This is a genomic window from Vreelandella mediterranea (assembly GCF_970647075.1).
The window spans coordinates 2,023,124-2,038,749 of record NZ_OZ310198.1 but is presented as its reverse complement, the minus strand read 5'-3'; the positions used below and the strand labels follow the sequence as shown (position 1 = coordinate 2,038,749).

Here is a 15,626-nt window from a genome sequence, read left to right as displayed (position 1 = left end):
ATGAGTAATAAAGCGGCCACCATCAACCGGCTCTCCACCGCCGAGAGCGCCTTCGGGCAACGCCTGGACGCACTGCTCGACTGGGAAGGTGTCTCCAATAGCGACGTGCAGGCGCGGGTTCATGAGCTGTTGGAGGACGTCAAAACCCGCGGCGACCAGGCCGTCATCGAGGCAACCAACCGCTTCGACCGGGTCGATGTGCGCCAAATGAGCGAGCTCTGCCTGACACCGGCGCGGTTGAAGGCCGCTTTCGACGGCCTGCCCGTTGACCAACGCGACGCGCTCAACGTCGCCGCCGAGCGTATCAAGCGCTACCACGAGCACCAAAAGCCCGTGTCCTGGCAGTATGAAGAGTCGGACGGCACGGTGCTGGGTCAGAAGGTCTCGCCGCTGGATCGCGCGGGTATCTACGTGCCCGGCGGCAAGGCCGCGTATCCCTCGTCGGTATTGATGAACGCCATTCCCGCCCACGTGGCAGGGGTTGGCGAAATCGTCATGGTGGTGCCCGCGCCGGATGGCGTGTTGAACGAGCTGGTGCTGGCCGCGGCGCACCTGGCTGGGGTCGACTACGTCTTCACCATTGGTGGCGCCCAGGCGGTGGCCGCGCTTGCCTATGGCACCGAAAGCGTACCGCGGGTCGACAAGATCGTGGGGCCTGGCAATATCTACGTGGCGACCGCCAAGCGTGCGGTATTTGGCCAGGTAGGTATCGACATGATCGCCGGGCCATCGGAGATTCTGGTGGTGTCCGACGGGCAGACCGACCCGGAGTGGCTGGCGATGGATCTGTTCTCCCAGGCCGAGCACGACGAGGATGCCCAGGCGATTCTGATCAGTTGGGACGCCGAGCACCTCCAAGCGGTCGAGGCGGCCATCGAGCGGCTGCTGCCGACGCTGGAGCGTGAGACGATCGTGCGCGCCTCATTGAGTAAGCGCGGCGCGCTGATTCACTGCGCAAGCGAACACGAGGCGATTGACCTGATCAATCGGGTTGCGCCGGAGCACCTGGAGCTTTCGGTGGCCAACCCGGAGCAGTTGGCCGAGCAGGTACGCCACGCCGGGGCGATCTTCATGGGGCGCTACACCGCCGAGGCACTAGGCGACTACTGCGCCGGGCCCAACCACGTGCTGCCCACCTCGGGCACCGCGCGCTTTTCATCCCCCCTGGGCGTTTACGATTTTCAAAAGCGTTCGTCGATCATCCACTGCACCGCCGAGGGCGCCTCGACGCTTGGCAAAACCGCCTCCGTGCTTGCCCGGGGCGAGTCACTCACCGCCCACGCCCGCTCCGCCGAATACCGCATTCGCGACTAGGTGGCTTCGCGCCAGCGTTTGCTGGCGCGCTTTCCCGGCGGCTACGAGCCGCCCTCAGGCCCTAGAGTGGCGCGAACCGGCGTAGGGCGCTCGCCTACTTCCACGGATGTCTCGATGCGCTCGCCGTTACGTACGACGGTGAGCGGCAGCGACGTGCCCGGTGGGATCGAGGCGATATCGCTCATGGTCGCCCGGGCGTCCAAAATCGCCTGATTGTCGATGGACAGCAGCACGTCTCCCGGTTGAAGGCCCGCCTGGGCGGCCGGGCCGTCGCTCACCACGCCCGCCACGATTACCCCCTGGGGCGTACGCAGCCCGAAAGAGGCCGCAAGCTCGCGGGAGAGCGCCTGGGCTTCGATCCCCAGCCAGCCACGAATCACTCGACCGCGTGTGACCAGTTCGTTGAGAATGCTGTGGGCCAGATTGGCCGGGATGGCGAAGCCGATACCCTGGGACCCCCCGGAACGCGAGAAGATCGCCGTATTGATCCCCACCAAAGCGCCTTCGGCGTTGACCAGCGCGCCGCCGGAGTTGCCGGGGTTGATCGCCGCGTCGGTCTGAATGAAATCCTCGTAGGCGTTGAGGCCTAGGTGGCTTCGGCCGGTGGCGCTGATGATACCCATGGTGACGGTCTGGCCGACCCCAAAGGGGTTGCCGATCGCCAGCGCCACATCGCCCACGGCGACTTCCTGGGAGTCGGTGAGCTCGATCACCGGCAAATCTTCCAGGTCGATGCGCAGCACGGCCAAATCGCTTTCCGGGTCGGTGCCGATCACTTCCGCCAGGGTTTCGCGGCCGTCGCGAAGCGCTACCTGAATCTGGTCGGCGTCGTTGATGACGTGATGGTTGGTCAGCACGTAGCCGTCCTGGCTGATGATCACCCCGGAGCCCAGGCTCGAAAGCATACGCTGGTGGGCGGTAGGGTCTTCGCCGTTAAAAAACTGCTGAAAAAACGGGTCCGACATTAGCGGATGCTGGTCGCGCTCGACAATCCGCGAGGAATAAATATTCACCACCGCCGGGGCGGCCTGGTTGACGGCATCCGAGTAGCTGGCCGGCCCCTGATTACGGTCGAGCGGCGCCGCCTGGCGGATTTCCGGGCGCGGGCGGCTAACATCCTGGGGGCTCGTTTCGCTGGCGGGGACCAATGCGCCAGTGGTTTGCGGCGGCGGAGCGGCTCGAAACGGGTTGGGCAACAGGTCGGGAAAGGCAAATAGCAGCAGCCCAGCCAGAAGAACTCCGGTAACGATTGGCCATACATAGGGCAGCACATAGCGGTGCATGCGAGACATCCTCAGCCGTTGACGGTCTTTTGGGCACGAAAGGGGCGCGGTGGTAGGCGTTTCGTACAAGCATTGAGTTCGCGACGTCTTGTTCGCAAGGCCTCGTTCGCGATAACAAGACGCGAGCTTTACAATAGTGAATAGGGTAACACTTTTTGAACGCGATCCTCAGTAGCCAAACCCCATAAGGAGATGACGTGGTTAACCGCGACCAGCTTGTCAAAGCGTGCGATCACCAGCTTCGCGCATCTAGTTTCAAGGACTACACCGTCAACGGTCTGCAGGTAGAAGGGCGCGACAGCGTCGCCCGAGTGATGACCGGCGTGACGGCCAATCAGGCGCTGCTCGAGGAGGCCGTTGCCTGGCAGGCGGACATGGTGCTGGTCCATCATGGCTATTTTTGGAAAAACGAACCGGTGGCGATTACCGGCATGAAGCAAAAGCGTATCAAGACGCTTTTGAATCACGATATCAACCTGCTCGCCTACCACCTGCCATTGGATGCCCACGCCGAGCTTGGCAACAATGCCGAACTTGCCAGGCGTTTGGGCTGGAAAGTGGAAGGCTGCATTGACGGCGAGCTTGGCGAAGGGCTTTTATGGTCGGGTCGGCTTGGTCAGGCCCAGTCCCTTTATGGTCTGGCCGAGCAGGTAAGTGCGGTGCTGGAGCGTGTACCGACGGTGATCGAGGCGCCCGGCCTTGCCCGTATCGAGCGTGTCGCCTGGTGCACCGGTGGCGCCCAGGACATGATTACCGCCGCTTATGAGGCGGGCGCCCAGGTGTTCGTCTCCGGCGAAATCTCCGAGCGTACCACTCACCTGGCGCGGGAAATGGGTATTCACTACATCGCAGCCGGCCACCACGCGACCGAACGTTACGGGGTGCAAGCGTTGGGCGAGTGGCTGGCCAGCGAGTACGGTGTGGCCCACCGCTTTGTCGATATCGATAACCCGGCCTGAATGTAAAAAAGCGAGGGAGAGCCCTCGCTTTTTTGTTTGGCGTGCCGTGTTTCGGCGATGGCTTAGTAGCGCGGCGGCTGGTCGACGGCAGCTTCTTTCGCCTTCGTGTCTTTCAAGCCGTACTCCTCGGAGAGGGTGCCGCCCTTGCCGTCAGCGTAGTCGCGGGGGGTGGCGGGCGACTCGGCCTCGGGAGCTTTGGGCGTTGTCGAAGTACCTAGCGCCGGTGTTTTTCGCGGCTGCGTGAAGGCGGTGTCCGGGTTTTTACTCAGTTCCCACTGCTCGGCGCCGGCGTCCAGCTTGTCCTCGATGTCGTCTGCCTGGCTGCGGATGGCCTCGAGGCACTGGCGAACGTCGCTTACGTGGCTGCCCATCGCTTTTTTGAGTTCGGCGATCTGGTGTTCGCGCTCCAGAAGCGTTTGCTTAAGCGATGCCCGATGGCGCTCACCCTTGTTCGCCAGTCGGTAACACAGAAGGCCGATCAAAAATCCAACGGCCAAGCCGATCAGCGCATAGATGATTGGTGAGTTTGCTTCCACAGTTTTCTCCCTAAAACCAGGTTGGATCAGTTCAGGCGCATCGCCAAGCGCTAATGCACGGCTGGCTTCATTATAGGCGTCACTTAGCGGGTTGGGTCAATGCGCCGATGCGTTCAGGGTTTATCCAGCGTATAATTTGGCTGCTTTACAACGCATTGCCCTTGGCGACTGCGCCGACTGCGCTGTAAAACGCTACTTTGTGTTAGTGCTTTGAATGCGTACTTTATATCCATACTTTGTAACCGTACTTGGTGTCCTTACTGAGTATCCGTACTTGGCAGCCGTCTTTTGCGCCGCCGCGGGTGGCCATTCGGCTTCCCGCGCCACCCTTTGGAGAGTGTTTGAATGTCATCGAAAACCGCCTCGGCCAAGGCAAGTTCCACGCACCCGCCAACGCCTCTGGCGCGTTATAAAAGCGATATTCAGCGCGATGATTTTCAATTCGATGAAGCCCAGCAAAAGGCCGTCGAGCACCTGCAGCGACTTTACGACGAGTTGCTGGCAACCCCTTCTACAACGCCTAAAACCGTAGTGGCCAACAAGGGGTTCAAGGCGCGAATGGCCGGGCTCATGGGCAAGAAAGCATCGAAAGATGAGCCCGCCATGCCGCGGGTGAACGGTCTTTACTTTTGGGGCGGCGTGGGGCGGGGTAAAACCTATCTAGTGGATACCTTTTTCGAGGCGCTGCCGTTTCCCGATAAGATGCGCACCCATTTCCACCGTTTCATGCAGCGGGTGCATAACGAGCTCAACCACTACAAGGGCGAGAAAAATCCGCTCGAGTTGATTGCGGGTAAATTTGCCTCTGAAGCACGCGTTATCTGCTTTGACGAGTTCTTCGTCAAGGACATTACCGATGCCATGATTCTGGCCAATCTTTTGGAGGCGCTTTTCGAACGTGGCGTGGTGCTGGTGGCGACCTCCAATATCGTGCCCGACGAGCTCTACAAGGACGGGCTTCAGCGGGCGCGCTTCGAGCCTGCGATCGCGCTTTTGAACCGCCACTGCGAGGTGGTCAATGTGGACTCCGGGGTGGATTACCGGCTGCGCGCGCTGGAGCGTGCCGAAATTTTCCACTCGCCCTGCGATGACGAGGCCGAGCGTGAGCTTACGCGTAGCTTCAAGGAGATTGCCGGCCAAGCCGGCGAGCAGGGCGCGCCGCTGGAGGTCAATCACCGCGTGTTGAAGACGCGCCGCCTGCACGAGAACGTAGCCTGGTTCGAATTTCGCGAGCTTTGCGACGGCCCGCGCAGCCAAAACGACTATATCGAGATCGCCCGGGAGTTTCACACCGTGCTGGTTTCCAACGTCATCCAGATGAGTGCCAAGCAGGAAGACCAGGCACGGCGCTTCATCAATATGGTCGACGAGTTCTACGACCGGGGCGTCAAGCTTTTGATGTCGGCGGAGGTCGAGGTCGAATCCCTCTATACGGATGGCAAACTCTCCTTCGAGTTCGAACGCACGCTTTCAAGGCTTCAGGAAATGCAGTCCAGGGAGTATCTGGCGCTGGCCCACAAGCCGTGAGGCCGTGGCGAAAAGCCGGGGCGGCAGGGTAATAAAAATGCCCGGGGCGCTTAACGTGGCGCGTTTTGTCGTGTAGAATGCCGCCTCGCTGTACGTTACGGGCGTTTTCTTTATCCCGTAACCAAAAAAAATAGGGATGGTGCTTATCCGCTTGGCGGCTAGGACACCCAATACATTTAATCTGGTGAATTTCATCCATGAAGACGTTCAGTGCTAAGCCGCAGTCCGTCCAGCGCGACTGGTATGTTGTCGATGCCACGGACAAAACGCTCGGTCGTCTGGCTACCGAAATCGCTCGCCGCCTGCGTGGCAAGCATAAGCCCGAATTTACACCTCACGTTGACACCGGCGACTACATCGTCGTCATCAACGCCGAGAAAGTCCAGGTCACAGGTAAAAAGGCCACGGACAAGAACTACTACCGTCACACCGGTTACCCGGGCGGTCTGCGCTCCATGACGTTCAACCAGCTGCGTGACCATGCGCCTGAGCGTATCATCGAGTTTGCCGTTAAAGGCATGCTGCCGAAGGGTCCGCTGGGTCGCGCCATGCACGCCAAGCTGAAAGTTTACGCTGGCGCCGAGCATCCTCACGCCGCCCAACAGCCGCTTGAACTGAACATTTAAGGAAATCTTCGCCATGTCACAGCAATATTACGGTACCGGGCGCCGCAAGACTTCCACCGCTCGCGTGTTCCTTAAGCCGGGTTCCGGCAACATCACCGTCAACAACCGTGCGCTGGACGACTTCTTCGGTCGCGTAACCGGTCGTATGGTGGTTCGCCAGCCGCTCGAGCTGACCGAAACGCTCAGCCAGTTCGACGTCTACGTGACCGTTGAAGGCGGCGGCGGCTCGGCACAGGCCGGCGCCATTCGTCACGGCATTACGCGTGCCCTGATGGAATACAACGAAGACTTCCGTCCTGCGCTACGTGCCGCTGGCTACGTTACCCGCGACGCGCGTCAGGTCGAGCGTAAGAAAGTCGGTCTGCGTAAAGCACGCCGTCGTCCGCAGTTCTCCAAGCGTTAATTTTTACGCGCGTTCTGCACAAAACGCCCAGGCCATCGGCCTGGGCGTTTTTTATGCCGGGCGTCTGCGTTGAGAGCGCGCATCTCGAGTTAGCGTAAGCGGTGTTAGGGTGCGCGGCAGGGCGCAGGAAGATGGCGCGGGTCTGCCTCCCCCAGGGAGGCCTTGGCATGTTATTATTGTCTATTGTTTTAATGCGAGGATGCTTTCATGGGTGTTGTGGCCAAGCGGTCTTCTATGATCTTCTATTCAGGTAATGACGATCATTTTAGCCATCGAGTACGCATTGTTCTGGCTGAAAAAGGGGTCGCCGTCGATATCGTCGACGTAAACGACGAGCAGCCGCCGCAGGAGTTAGCCGATCTCAACCCCTATAACAGCGTACCTACGCTGCTGGACCGCGATCTGGTGCTTTACGAGTCCAAGGTGATGATGGAATATCTGGACGAGCGCTTTCCGCATCCGCCGCTGCTGCCGGTTTACCCGGTCGCGCGCGCTCAAAGCCGGCTCTGGATGCACCGTATCGAGCGCGAGTGGTGCCCCATGCTCGACCAGATTCGTACCGGCGGCAAAAAAGAGGCCGAGAAGGCGCGCAAGGAGCTTCGCGAAAGCCTGATCGGTATTTCGCCGATCTTCGAAGACATGCCTTACTTCATGAGCGACGAGTTTACCCTGGTCGACTGCTGTCTGGCGCCGATCTTGTGGCGTCTGCCGGAGCTCAATATCGAGCTGCCCGAAAAGCAGGTCAAACCGCTTCTGAACTACATGTCGCGGGTGTTCGAGCGTGAGACCTTCAAGGCTGCTTTGAACGAGCGTGAAAAAGAGATGCGCGCGTAAAAACCCTTAAAGCCCCGCGGCGTTAGCTGGCGGGGCCTTGATGACCATCAAGGGAGTCTTATGAAATCGAGCCGTCCCTATATTGCCCGGGCGCTTTATCAGTGGCTTTTGGATAACGAGCTAACGCCGCATCTGGTGGTCGATGCCACCCAGCCCGGCGTCGAAGTGCCGCGCCAGTTCGTCCAGAACGGCCAGATCGTTCTCAACGTCGCGCCGACCGCGGTGCGCGATCTGTTCATGGAGAACGAGGCGGTCGGCTTTAGCGCCCGCTTTGGTGGCCAGCCGATGCAGGTCATGATCCCCATTCAGGCATTGATCGCCATCTACGCGCGGGAAAACGGCGTGGGTATGGTATTTGGTCACGAGCCCGAGCTTGAAGAGGGTGAAGACGATGCCGGTGAAACCGATGGCACCGTCCAAAGTGACGAAAGCGAAAAGAGCGGGCCTATGCTTAGCGTGACCGAACCCACCGAGGAAGGCTCGGGCGAAACGCCTGACGCGCCTTCCGATGGGTCCGGCAAGCCGAAAAAGAAGCCGACGCTTCGCGTGGTCAAATAGCGCCGGCAAAGCAAAGCGTAACGCTGCCCCATAAAAAAGCCTCGCACATTCTGCGAGGCTTTTTTTTACGCGTTACTTTGGGTTAATCGATGTAGTCGAAGACCTTGACGATACGCTGGATGCCGCCGACGCTTGACGCCGCGTTGACGATACGCTCGGCTTCTTCGCGGGTCACCATGCCCATCAGATAAACGCTGGCGTTTTCGGTGGTGATTTTGAGCTTGGAGGAGTCGATATGCTCGTTGGTGGCCAGGTGGCTGATCACGTTAGTGGTAAGCCAGGTATCGCTTAGACGCTGGGTGGCCGGGAGGTTCGCGGCAATGGCCAGCTCGTTGTGCACCTGGTTGACCCCGCGCACGCTGGAGGCGACTTCGCTGGCCGTGTCGCGAAGCTCTTCACTCGGCACCTGGCCGACCAGCAGCACCGTGCCGTTGTAGCTGTGGGCGCGAATACGCGCATCGGCCAGGCGCGCATCCGCGCGGTCGAGGGTGCGCTCGACCTGGCGTTCGACCGTGGCGTCTACCGCCTCGACATCACTGCTGCGCTGGGCGTAGTTGGAAGGGTTGGAGGCCGAGTTGTTGGCGCAGCCCGCCAGCAGCACCGCGCTACAAGCGGTGATGAGGCAAAAAGAACGAAATGCGTTGCGAAGGGCCATGGCCGACTCCTTAAACACGAAAATGGTCAATCAAACGACGACGCTTCAAGCGGCGCCGCCAAAGAGCTGCTCGTCGATTAGATCGCACAGGCAGTGGATCGCCAGCAGATGCACTTCTTGAATGCGCGCGGTAGACGTGGCCGGGACGCGAATCTCGCAGTCATCCTGGCCCAAAAGTGATGCCATGTCACCACCGTCGCGGCCGGTCAGTGCGACCACCACCATGTCGCGGTCGTGGGCGGCCTGAATCGCCTGAACGATATTGGCGGAATTGCCGCTGGTCGAGATGGCCAGCAGTATATCGCCTGGCTGGCCCAGGGCTCTAATCTGTTTTGAAAACACCTCGTTGTAGCTGTAGTCGTTGGCGATCGACGTTAGCGTGGAAGTGTCGGTGGTGAGCGCCAATGCCGGAAGGCTCGGCCGTTCACGCTCGAAGCGGTTCAAAAGCTCGGCGGAGAAGTGTTGGCTATCGCCGGCGCTGCCGCCATTGCCGCAGGCAAGAATTTTGCCTTCGTTGACCAGGCACTGAACCATCATTTGGCTGGCCACCTCGATAAACGGGGGCAGCACTTCGCTGGCGTAGGTTTTGGTATCAATGCTTGCATTGAAGTGGCTAAGAATACGGGATTGAAAGTCCATTAGGGCTTCCTGGTGTCGTGTTAGTAAGCGTCGAAAGCCGCCTTCTCCCAGTGATACTCGAGAGAAGGGGGTTGGCCGGTCATCGCTAGAATATCAAAGCGGCAGGGTGTTGAGACAGCGTGACGGGCCAGGTAAAGCGAGGCGGCGCGAATTAGGCGGCGCTGCTTGAGTGGGGTCACGGTCTCGAGCGGGTGGCCGTTACGTAGGGAAGTGCGGTGCTTGACCTCCACGAAGACCAGGGTGTCCTGGTCCATCATGACAAGATCGAGCTCGCCTCCTTTGACGTGGTGGTTGGCGGTGATCAGCGTTAAACCCTGACGCTGCAACCATTGAGCAGCAAGCTGCTCAATGGCGGCGCCGCGCTTGCGCGCGGTTTGCGGTTTACTGGTCACCCAGCAGGCCCGGCGATAGGATCGGTGCCGGGCGGCCGTTTTGGAAACGCGCCCAGGGAAGCTCGCGGTGAATACGGCCATCGCCGGAAAGCGACAGCGTCCCGGTGCTACCGTTGAAGCCCTGAATGGAAGAGAGATCCGACAGCCGGGTCGCCAACTCGTACGCATCGACGCCCATGGCCTGCAGGCGGAAGAGTGACGCGTCCCCTTCACCGTGAAGCGCCTGGTAGCTTGCGCTGAACGGCAGCGCTTCTTCGCCGCCGACGGCTGCATCGGGAATCTGCCAGGGGATATCGACGAACATTACGTCGTCGAGGTCCTGGTTCAAGCGCCGTTCACGGCTGCCCTCGTTAAGGTGCGAGGTGGCATAGATGGGCAGCTCTTGGGCGTAGTAGAAGTCCAACATGGGCGGTACCTGGCGGGCGTAGTCCGGCAGGGCGAGCAAAAAGAGCGCATCGATACTGCCAAGCTGAGCGCGATCGCCGCTCACGTTCAGCGCGGTTTGTACGGCGCTGGAAACCTCGTTGTTCGGGTTGTAGCGAACGGCATTGGTGACTTCGCCCCCTTGGCCCTGGAACTCGTTCCAGAAGGCTTCGCCTACGCGGCGGCCCCAGTCGTTATCCGGCACCATGACCGACATTTGGCGCCGACCGTCCTGGTAGGCGCGCCGCGCGGCCTGACGTGCTTCATCTTCGGCAGAAAGGCCGTACTGGAAAAGCCCGGCGGCTTGGTTTTGCGAGCCGCTGCCGTAGTTCAGCGCAAGCGTCGGCAGCGGAACGCTGGACTGCTGTTCGAGGCGGCTGACCTGTTCCTTGTCCAGCGGGCCGACGATCAGCTGGGCGTTCATTTGCTCGGCGCGGCTATAGAGTTCGTCCATGGAATACTGCGCCGCGTCGACGAAGCTCAGCTCGACGCCCTGACCGCGAATCGCGCTGTGTTCGCGCATGGCATTGCTGATCGTATCGGCAATGTTGCTCAGTGGGCCCGACTGGGGAAGGGCGACCATGATGCGGCGAATGTCGGCGCCTTCGAGCGCCGGAAGCGAGGCTTGAACCCGGCCCGGCTCGTCCATTGCTTCCCGGGCCCACTGGGCGCGTTCGCGCAGCGTTTGCTGCTCGTTATCGCGCATGGGGAGCTCTTCGTCCAGTACCTGGGTGGCGCGCAGCACCGCGCGTGGGTCGTCAAGGGCGCGGCCAAGCTCCGAGAAGAGCAGCGCCCAGCGTACGCGGTCCTGCTCAGAAAGCGCGGCTTCGTCAACGGCGGAAGCGGCGTCGAACGCCTCTTCGCGCTGGCCCTGCTGAGCCAGGATGTTAGCGGCTTCCAGGCGGCTCAATGAGGCCTGCTCCGGCCCTTGCTGCTCGGCCTGGTTCAAAAGGCGCCCGGCGTCCTCGGCCGGGGCGCGATCCACCACGCCTGGCTGCTGAATGGCGCACCCGGTCAACACCAGGGCGGTAAAGGCGCTGGCGAGCAGGCCACGGAGTGAACGTTTCATGTATGCTTCCTTGGTTTTTTCATTTGCGCTGTTTAAAGCCGAGGATAGATCCCTCAATCCTTGCAAAAGCATAGCGCACCATTAGCTAGCGTCAGCTATTAAAATCGGGAGACATTATGACTCATCAGCCTCCGGGCACATTGTACGTGGTCGCCACGCCAATTGGGAATTTGGAGGACTTAACGCCACGCGCCGCCCGGATCCTTGAAAGCGTCTCGCGCATCGCCGCCGAGGACACCCGGCATAGCGGCAGGCTTTTGAGCCATCTTGGGATCAACAAGCCGCTCATATCGCTTCACGAGCACAATGAAAGCCACCGGGTGGAGGCATTGGACGGCTACCTCGAAGCCGGCGAGAGCATCGCGCTGATCAGCGATGCGGGTACCCCCTTGATCAGCGATCCCGGTTTCATTCTGGTAAGAGAACTTCGTTCGCGCAACCGCCACATCGTGCCCATCCCCGGCGCCTGTGCGCTGGTTGCCGCGCTTAGCGGGGCGGGCCTGCCCACGGATCGATTCAGTTTTCGTGGTTTTTTGCCCGCCAAGGCTGGCGCCCGCCGTCAGGCGCTGGAGGTCTGCAGCGAGCGCGAGGAGACGCTGGTGTTCTACGAATCCCCCCACCGTATCGTGCAGACCCTGGAGGCGCTGAACGAGCAGATGCCCAACCGGGCCATCGTGCTGGCCCGCGAGCTGACCAAAACCTTCGAAACCTTTCTACAGGGCGTGGCCAGCGAGCTGCTCGATAGGCTAGCCGCCGACCCCAACCAGGCCCGCGGTGAGTTCGTGGTAATGGTGGCCGGGGCGCCGGCGGCTAAAGAGCAGGACGCGCAGACCATTAACGATGAAAAGCTTTTGAAAACGCTGTTGGACGAGGGGGTCGGTGTGAAGCAAGGCGCGGCGATTGCCGCGAATCTGCTGGGCGGGCGTAAGAAAGAGTGGTACGCCAGATTGCAGGCAATGAAAACAGAGCATTGAGGCGGGGGCGGGGCGCTGGTATGCTTGCCGCCGGAGTTGGCCAGACAGTCGCCGCTGCGCGTGCGCAGGGGAGGAAAGTCCGGGCTCCATAGGGCAGAGTGCCAGGTAATGCCTGGGCGGCGTAAGCCGACGGAAAGTGCAGCAGAGAGTAGACCGCCTAAGCCCCGGAAATAAACCTTCGGGGCCGGTAAGGGTGAAAGGGTGCGGTAAGAGCGCACCGCGCGCCTGGCAACAGTGCGTGGCAAGGTAAACCCCACTCGGAGCAAGACCAAATAGGGATCCATTGGCGTGGCCCGCGCTGGATCCGGGTAGGTTGCTTGAGCGCTTTGGCGACAAAGCGCCTAGAGGAATGACTGTCCACGACAGAACCCGGCTTATCGGCCGACTCCCCATTTCCATGCAAGGCCCCTCTCGGGGCCTTCCAACACAGTGTGCGTATCATGTCCTCTGCCAGCCAGACCGTTTCCGACTTTCGCCATACCAGCGTTTTGCTAGACGGAGCGGTCGACGCCCTCGTGCATTCGGCAAACGGCGTCTACCTTGACGGCACCTTTGGCCGCGGCGGACATTCGCGCCTGATTCTTTCGCGTCTTGACGAAACCGGCCGCCTGTTGGCCATGGACCGGGACCCCCAGGCCATCGAGGCCTCCAACGCCATCGACGATTCGCGCTTCTCGATTACCCGGCGCGAATTTGCGCGCCTTGGCGAATACGCCAAAGAGCAGGGCCTTTTCGGCAAGCTCTCCGGAATACTGCTCGACGTCGGCGTGTCGTCCCCCCAGCTCGATGATCCGGAGCGCGGCTTTAGCTTCATGCGCAACGGCCCGCTGGATATGCGCATGGACCCCACCCAGGGCGAAAGCGCGGCGGATTTTTTGGCGCACGCCAAGGAAGCGGAGATCGCCGACGTTTTCAAAACCCTGGGCGAGGAGCGTTTCGGTAAACGCCTGGCGCGCGCAGTGGTGACCCGGCGCGCCGAGAAGCCGTTCACCCACACCCTGGACTTGGCCGAGGTACTCAAACAGGCACATCCCGCCTGGGAGAAGGGCCGCCACCCGGCCACCAAGGCGTTTCAGGGGTTGCGTATCTACTTAAACGGCGAACTCGATCAGCTCGACGCTGCCCTCGAGGCCGCTCTCGAAGCACTGGCGCCGGGCGGGCATCTGGTCGTGATCAGCTTTCATTCGCTGGAAGACCGCCGAGTGAAGCGCTTCATTCGCCACCACGTCCGCGGCGATACCCACCTGCCCAAGGGCGTGCCGGTGCGTGACGATCAGATCAATCGCCGCCTCGAGGCGCTCAACAAGGGCGTACGGCCTACGCCGTTCGAGGTCGATCAAAACCCGCGCGCGCGTAGCGCGGTCATGCGGGCGGCCAAAAAGCGAGGCTGACCATGCTTGAGCGAATCGACTACTGGTGGTCCGTGTTGCGTAGTGAGTGGCCCTTCAAGCTACGTTTACGCCTCTGGCCCCTCATCATCCTGGCGCTCTTTCTCGGCTGTATGCTGACAGCACTCGCCGTGGTGGCAACGACCCACATGACGCGCACTCAGTACGCTCAGCTTCAGCGCCTTGAGCAGGAAAAGAACCAGCTGCAGACCGAGTGGGGCCAGCTTTTGCTCGAAGAGGGCGCCTGGTCGACGCCGGCACGTATCGAGCAGATCGCCACCGAGCGCCTTGAAATGCGCATTCCCGATGTAGACGATGTCGAGGTTATTCGGCCATGAACCAACGCCGCCGCGGGGGCACCTCCCGGCAGACGCCCATTGCGCCGCCTTTGGGTGGCGGGCGCTTTCTGTTCATTCTCGTTTTAGTCGCCATGGCCGCCTGCGTGCTGGTCGGGCGTATTACACTTTTGCAGGTGATCGACCGGCCGTTTCTGCAAAGCCAGGGCGACGCGCGAACCCTGCGCCACGAAGTGATTCCCTCCCACCGCGGTATGATTACCGACCGCAACGGGGAGCCGCTGGCCATTTCGACGCCGGTGGTAACACTTTGGGCCAACCCCCAGGAACTCCCTACCGATGCGATCCAGCGCGTCATGCTTGCCCAGGCGCTGGGTATGGGCCTGGGGGATTTCGAGGCGCGCATCGAGCGCTACTCAAGCCGCGAATTCATGTATCTTCGTCGTCAGATGACCCCCGAGGCCGCCCAGCGCATTCTCGATTTGCGCACCCCCGGGGTTTATCAGCAGCGCGAGTACAAGCGCTACTACCCGGCGGGAGAAGTCGCCGCCCAGATTCTCGGGGTGACCAACGTCGACGATATCGGCCAGGAAGGCCTCGAGCTCGCCTATCAGCCCTTTTTGGCCGGCCACCCGGGCCAGCGCCGGGTGATCAACGACCGGCGCGGGCGGTTGGTGCGCGAACTGGGGATCATCAGCGATGCTCAGCCCGGCGGCGAGTTGACGCTGTCCATCGATCAACGTATTCAATATATGGCGTACCGTGAGCTGCGCGCGGCGGTGGCCGAAAACGAAGCCGATGGCGGCGTGCTGGTCACCATGGATGCACGCACCGGCGAGGTGTTGGCCATGGCTAATCTGCCGTCCTACAACCCGAATAACCGCGCCGGCCTCGACCCGCGGGGGTTGCGTAATCAGGCGCTGGTCGACGTGTTCGAACCCGGCTCGGTGATGAAGCCGCTGGCCATGGCGGCGATTCTCGAAAGCGGCGTGGTCGACCGCGATGTGATCGTGGACACCTCGCCTGGCTGGATGCGCATCGACCAGTTCACCATTCGCGATATTCGCAACTACGGCGAGCTGGACCTGCCCGGCATTCTGGAGAAATCCTCCAATATCGGTATGTCCAAGCTCACTCTTCGACTCGACGATACGACGGTCTGGGAGAAGTACAACCAGCTGGGTCTTGGTCAAAGCCCCGGTACCGGCTTCCCCGGCGAGTCCACCGGTAGCCTGCCCGCGCCGGTTCGCTGGTCGCGTAGTGAGCGCGCCGCGCTCTCCTACGGTTACGGGCTCTCGGTCTCGGCGGTTCAGCTGGCCAGCGCCTATACCGCGCTTGCCAATGACGGCGTGCGCATGTCGCCCTCGCTTTTGCGCCTTTCCGACACCCCACAAGGGAGTCAGGCGATCGACCCGAGTGTCGCCAACGATTTGCTCGATATTCTCGAAACCTCGGTCGGACCTACCTCCGGCGGGCGTCGCGCCCGAGTAGAGGGGTACCGGGTGGGCGGCAAGACTGGAACGGTGCGCAAAACCGGCCAGCAAGGCTACGCCGTCGACGCCTACCGCAGCGTGTTTGCGGGTATCGCACCGATTTCGGATCCGCGTATCGTGACGGTGGTGATGATCGACCACCCACGGGCCGGTCAGTTTTACGGCGGCGCGGTCGCCGCCCCGGTTTTTTCCAGCGTGACGGGCAATGCGTTACGGCTTTTGGATGTACCGCCCGACTACGAAGTGGAATAGCGTGA

Annotated in this window: 17 protein-coding genes and 1 other RNA gene; 12 read left to right on the top strand and 6 right to left on the bottom strand. The window is 61.2% G+C overall.

The window, feature by feature from the left end:
- Positions 1 to 1,314, top strand: a complete 1,314-nt coding sequence (hisD, locus tag ACWFVE_RS09540; protein WP_447529036.1) for a histidinol dehydrogenase — start codon at positions 1 to 3, stop codon at positions 1,312 to 1,314.
- Between the two features lie 41 nt (positions 1,315 to 1,355).
- Here hisD and ACWFVE_RS09535 read toward each other — a convergent pair whose 3' ends face one another.
- Complete coding sequence (locus ACWFVE_RS09535) at positions 1,356 to 2,597, bottom strand: S1C family serine protease (RefSeq protein WP_447529035.1); 1,242 nt, start codon at positions 2,595 to 2,597, stop codon at positions 1,356 to 1,358.
- A gap of 197 nt (positions 2,598 to 2,794) precedes the next feature.
- Between ACWFVE_RS09535 and ACWFVE_RS09530 the strand changes: the two genes are divergently transcribed.
- Positions 2,795 to 3,556, top strand: coding sequence for a Nif3-like dinuclear metal center hexameric protein (locus ACWFVE_RS09530; protein WP_447529034.1), 762 nt, complete (start codon positions 2,795 to 2,797; stop codon positions 3,554 to 3,556).
- A gap of 62 nt (positions 3,557 to 3,618) precedes the next feature.
- On the opposite strand, the gene ACWFVE_RS09525 is transcribed toward ACWFVE_RS09530, so the two are convergent.
- Positions 3,619 to 4,092, bottom strand: coding sequence for a YhcB family protein (locus tag ACWFVE_RS09525; RefSeq protein WP_447529033.1), 474 nt, complete (start codon positions 4,090 to 4,092; stop codon positions 3,619 to 3,621).
- 345 nt (positions 4,093 to 4,437) lie between these two features.
- On the opposite strand from ACWFVE_RS09525, the gene zapE reads away from it, so the two are divergent.
- From zapE to ACWFVE_RS09500, 5 genes are all read left to right on the top strand, one after another.
- On the top strand, positions 4,438 to 5,619 hold the full coding sequence (gene zapE, locus ACWFVE_RS09520; RefSeq protein ID WP_447529032.1) for a cell division protein ZapE: 1,182 nt from the start codon (positions 4,438 to 4,440) through the stop codon (positions 5,617 to 5,619).
- Between the two features lie 197 nt (positions 5,620 to 5,816).
- The gene (rplM, locus tag ACWFVE_RS09515; protein ID WP_447529031.1) at positions 5,817 to 6,245 is read left to right on the top strand and encodes a 50S ribosomal protein L13; all 429 of its coding nucleotides are present in this window, start codon (positions 5,817 to 5,819) and stop codon (positions 6,243 to 6,245) included.
- A 13-nt stretch (positions 6,246 to 6,258) separates the two neighbouring features.
- Positions 6,259 to 6,648, top strand: coding sequence for a 30S ribosomal protein S9 (gene rpsI, locus ACWFVE_RS09510; protein WP_447529030.1), 390 nt, complete (start codon positions 6,259 to 6,261; stop codon positions 6,646 to 6,648).
- 207 nt (positions 6,649 to 6,855) lie between these two features.
- Positions 6,856 to 7,482 (top strand): stringent starvation protein SspA, encoded by a 627-nt coding sequence (sspA, locus tag ACWFVE_RS09505; RefSeq protein ID WP_447529029.1) that lies wholly within the window; start codon positions 6,856 to 6,858, stop codon positions 7,480 to 7,482.
- A gap of 60 nt (positions 7,483 to 7,542) precedes the next feature.
- Positions 7,543 to 8,040 (top strand): ClpXP protease specificity-enhancing factor, encoded by a 498-nt coding sequence (locus ACWFVE_RS09500; protein WP_447529028.1) that lies wholly within the window; start codon positions 7,543 to 7,545, stop codon positions 8,038 to 8,040.
- Positions 8,041 to 8,122: 82 nt separating this feature from the next.
- Here ACWFVE_RS09500 and ACWFVE_RS09495 read toward each other — a convergent pair whose 3' ends face one another.
- From ACWFVE_RS09495 to ACWFVE_RS09480, 4 genes are read right to left on the bottom strand one after another with little or no spacing between them, the layout of a single operon-like run.
- Positions 8,123 to 8,695 (bottom strand): BON domain-containing protein, encoded by a 573-nt coding sequence (locus tag ACWFVE_RS09495; protein ID WP_447529027.1) that lies wholly within the window; start codon positions 8,693 to 8,695, stop codon positions 8,123 to 8,125.
- A gap of 45 nt (positions 8,696 to 8,740) precedes the next feature.
- The gene (locus ACWFVE_RS09490) at positions 8,741 to 9,334 is read right to left on the bottom strand and encodes a phosphoheptose isomerase (RefSeq protein ID WP_447529026.1); all 594 of its coding nucleotides are present in this window, start codon (positions 9,332 to 9,334) and stop codon (positions 8,741 to 8,743) included.
- A gap of 20 nt (positions 9,335 to 9,354) precedes the next feature.
- On the bottom strand, positions 9,355 to 9,726 hold the full coding sequence (locus ACWFVE_RS09485; RefSeq protein ID WP_447529025.1) for a YraN family protein: 372 nt from the start codon (positions 9,724 to 9,726) through the stop codon (positions 9,355 to 9,357).
- Positions 9,716 to 11,218, bottom strand: coding sequence for a penicillin-binding protein activator (locus tag ACWFVE_RS09480; protein ID WP_447529024.1), 1,503 nt, complete (start codon positions 11,216 to 11,218; stop codon positions 9,716 to 9,718). Before ACWFVE_RS09480 ends, ACWFVE_RS09485 begins: the two co-directional genes overlap by 11 nt.
- 116 nt (positions 11,219 to 11,334) lie before the next feature.
- Here ACWFVE_RS09480 and rsmI point away from each other — a divergent pair, with 116 nt between their 5' ends.
- The 5 genes from rsmI (at position 11,335) to ACWFVE_RS09455 (ending at position 15,621) form a co-directional block, all read left to right on the top strand.
- Complete coding sequence (gene rsmI, locus ACWFVE_RS09475) at positions 11,335 to 12,192, top strand: 16S rRNA (cytidine(1402)-2'-O)-methyltransferase (RefSeq protein WP_447529023.1); 858 nt, start codon at positions 11,335 to 11,337, stop codon at positions 12,190 to 12,192.
- Positions 12,193 to 12,224: 32 nt separating this feature from the next.
- An RNA gene (rnpB, locus tag ACWFVE_RS09470) (RNase P RNA component class A) lies at positions 12,225 to 12,585 on the top strand.
- A 47-nt stretch (positions 12,586 to 12,632) separates the two neighbouring features.
- Positions 12,633 to 13,583, top strand: coding sequence for a 16S rRNA (cytosine(1402)-N(4))-methyltransferase RsmH (gene rsmH / locus ACWFVE_RS09465; RefSeq protein ID WP_447529022.1), 951 nt, complete (start codon positions 12,633 to 12,635; stop codon positions 13,581 to 13,583).
- A 2-nt stretch (positions 13,584 to 13,585) separates the two neighbouring features.
- Positions 13,586 to 13,918, top strand: coding sequence for a cell division protein FtsL (gene ftsL / locus ACWFVE_RS09460; protein WP_447529021.1), 333 nt, complete (start codon positions 13,586 to 13,588; stop codon positions 13,916 to 13,918).
- On the top strand, positions 13,915 to 15,621 hold the full coding sequence (locus ACWFVE_RS09455) for a peptidoglycan D,D-transpeptidase FtsI family protein (protein WP_447529020.1): 1,707 nt from the start codon (positions 13,915 to 13,917) through the stop codon (positions 15,619 to 15,621). Before ftsL ends, ACWFVE_RS09455 begins: the two co-directional genes overlap by 4 nt.
- Positions 15,622 to 15,626: the final 5 nt, after the last annotated feature.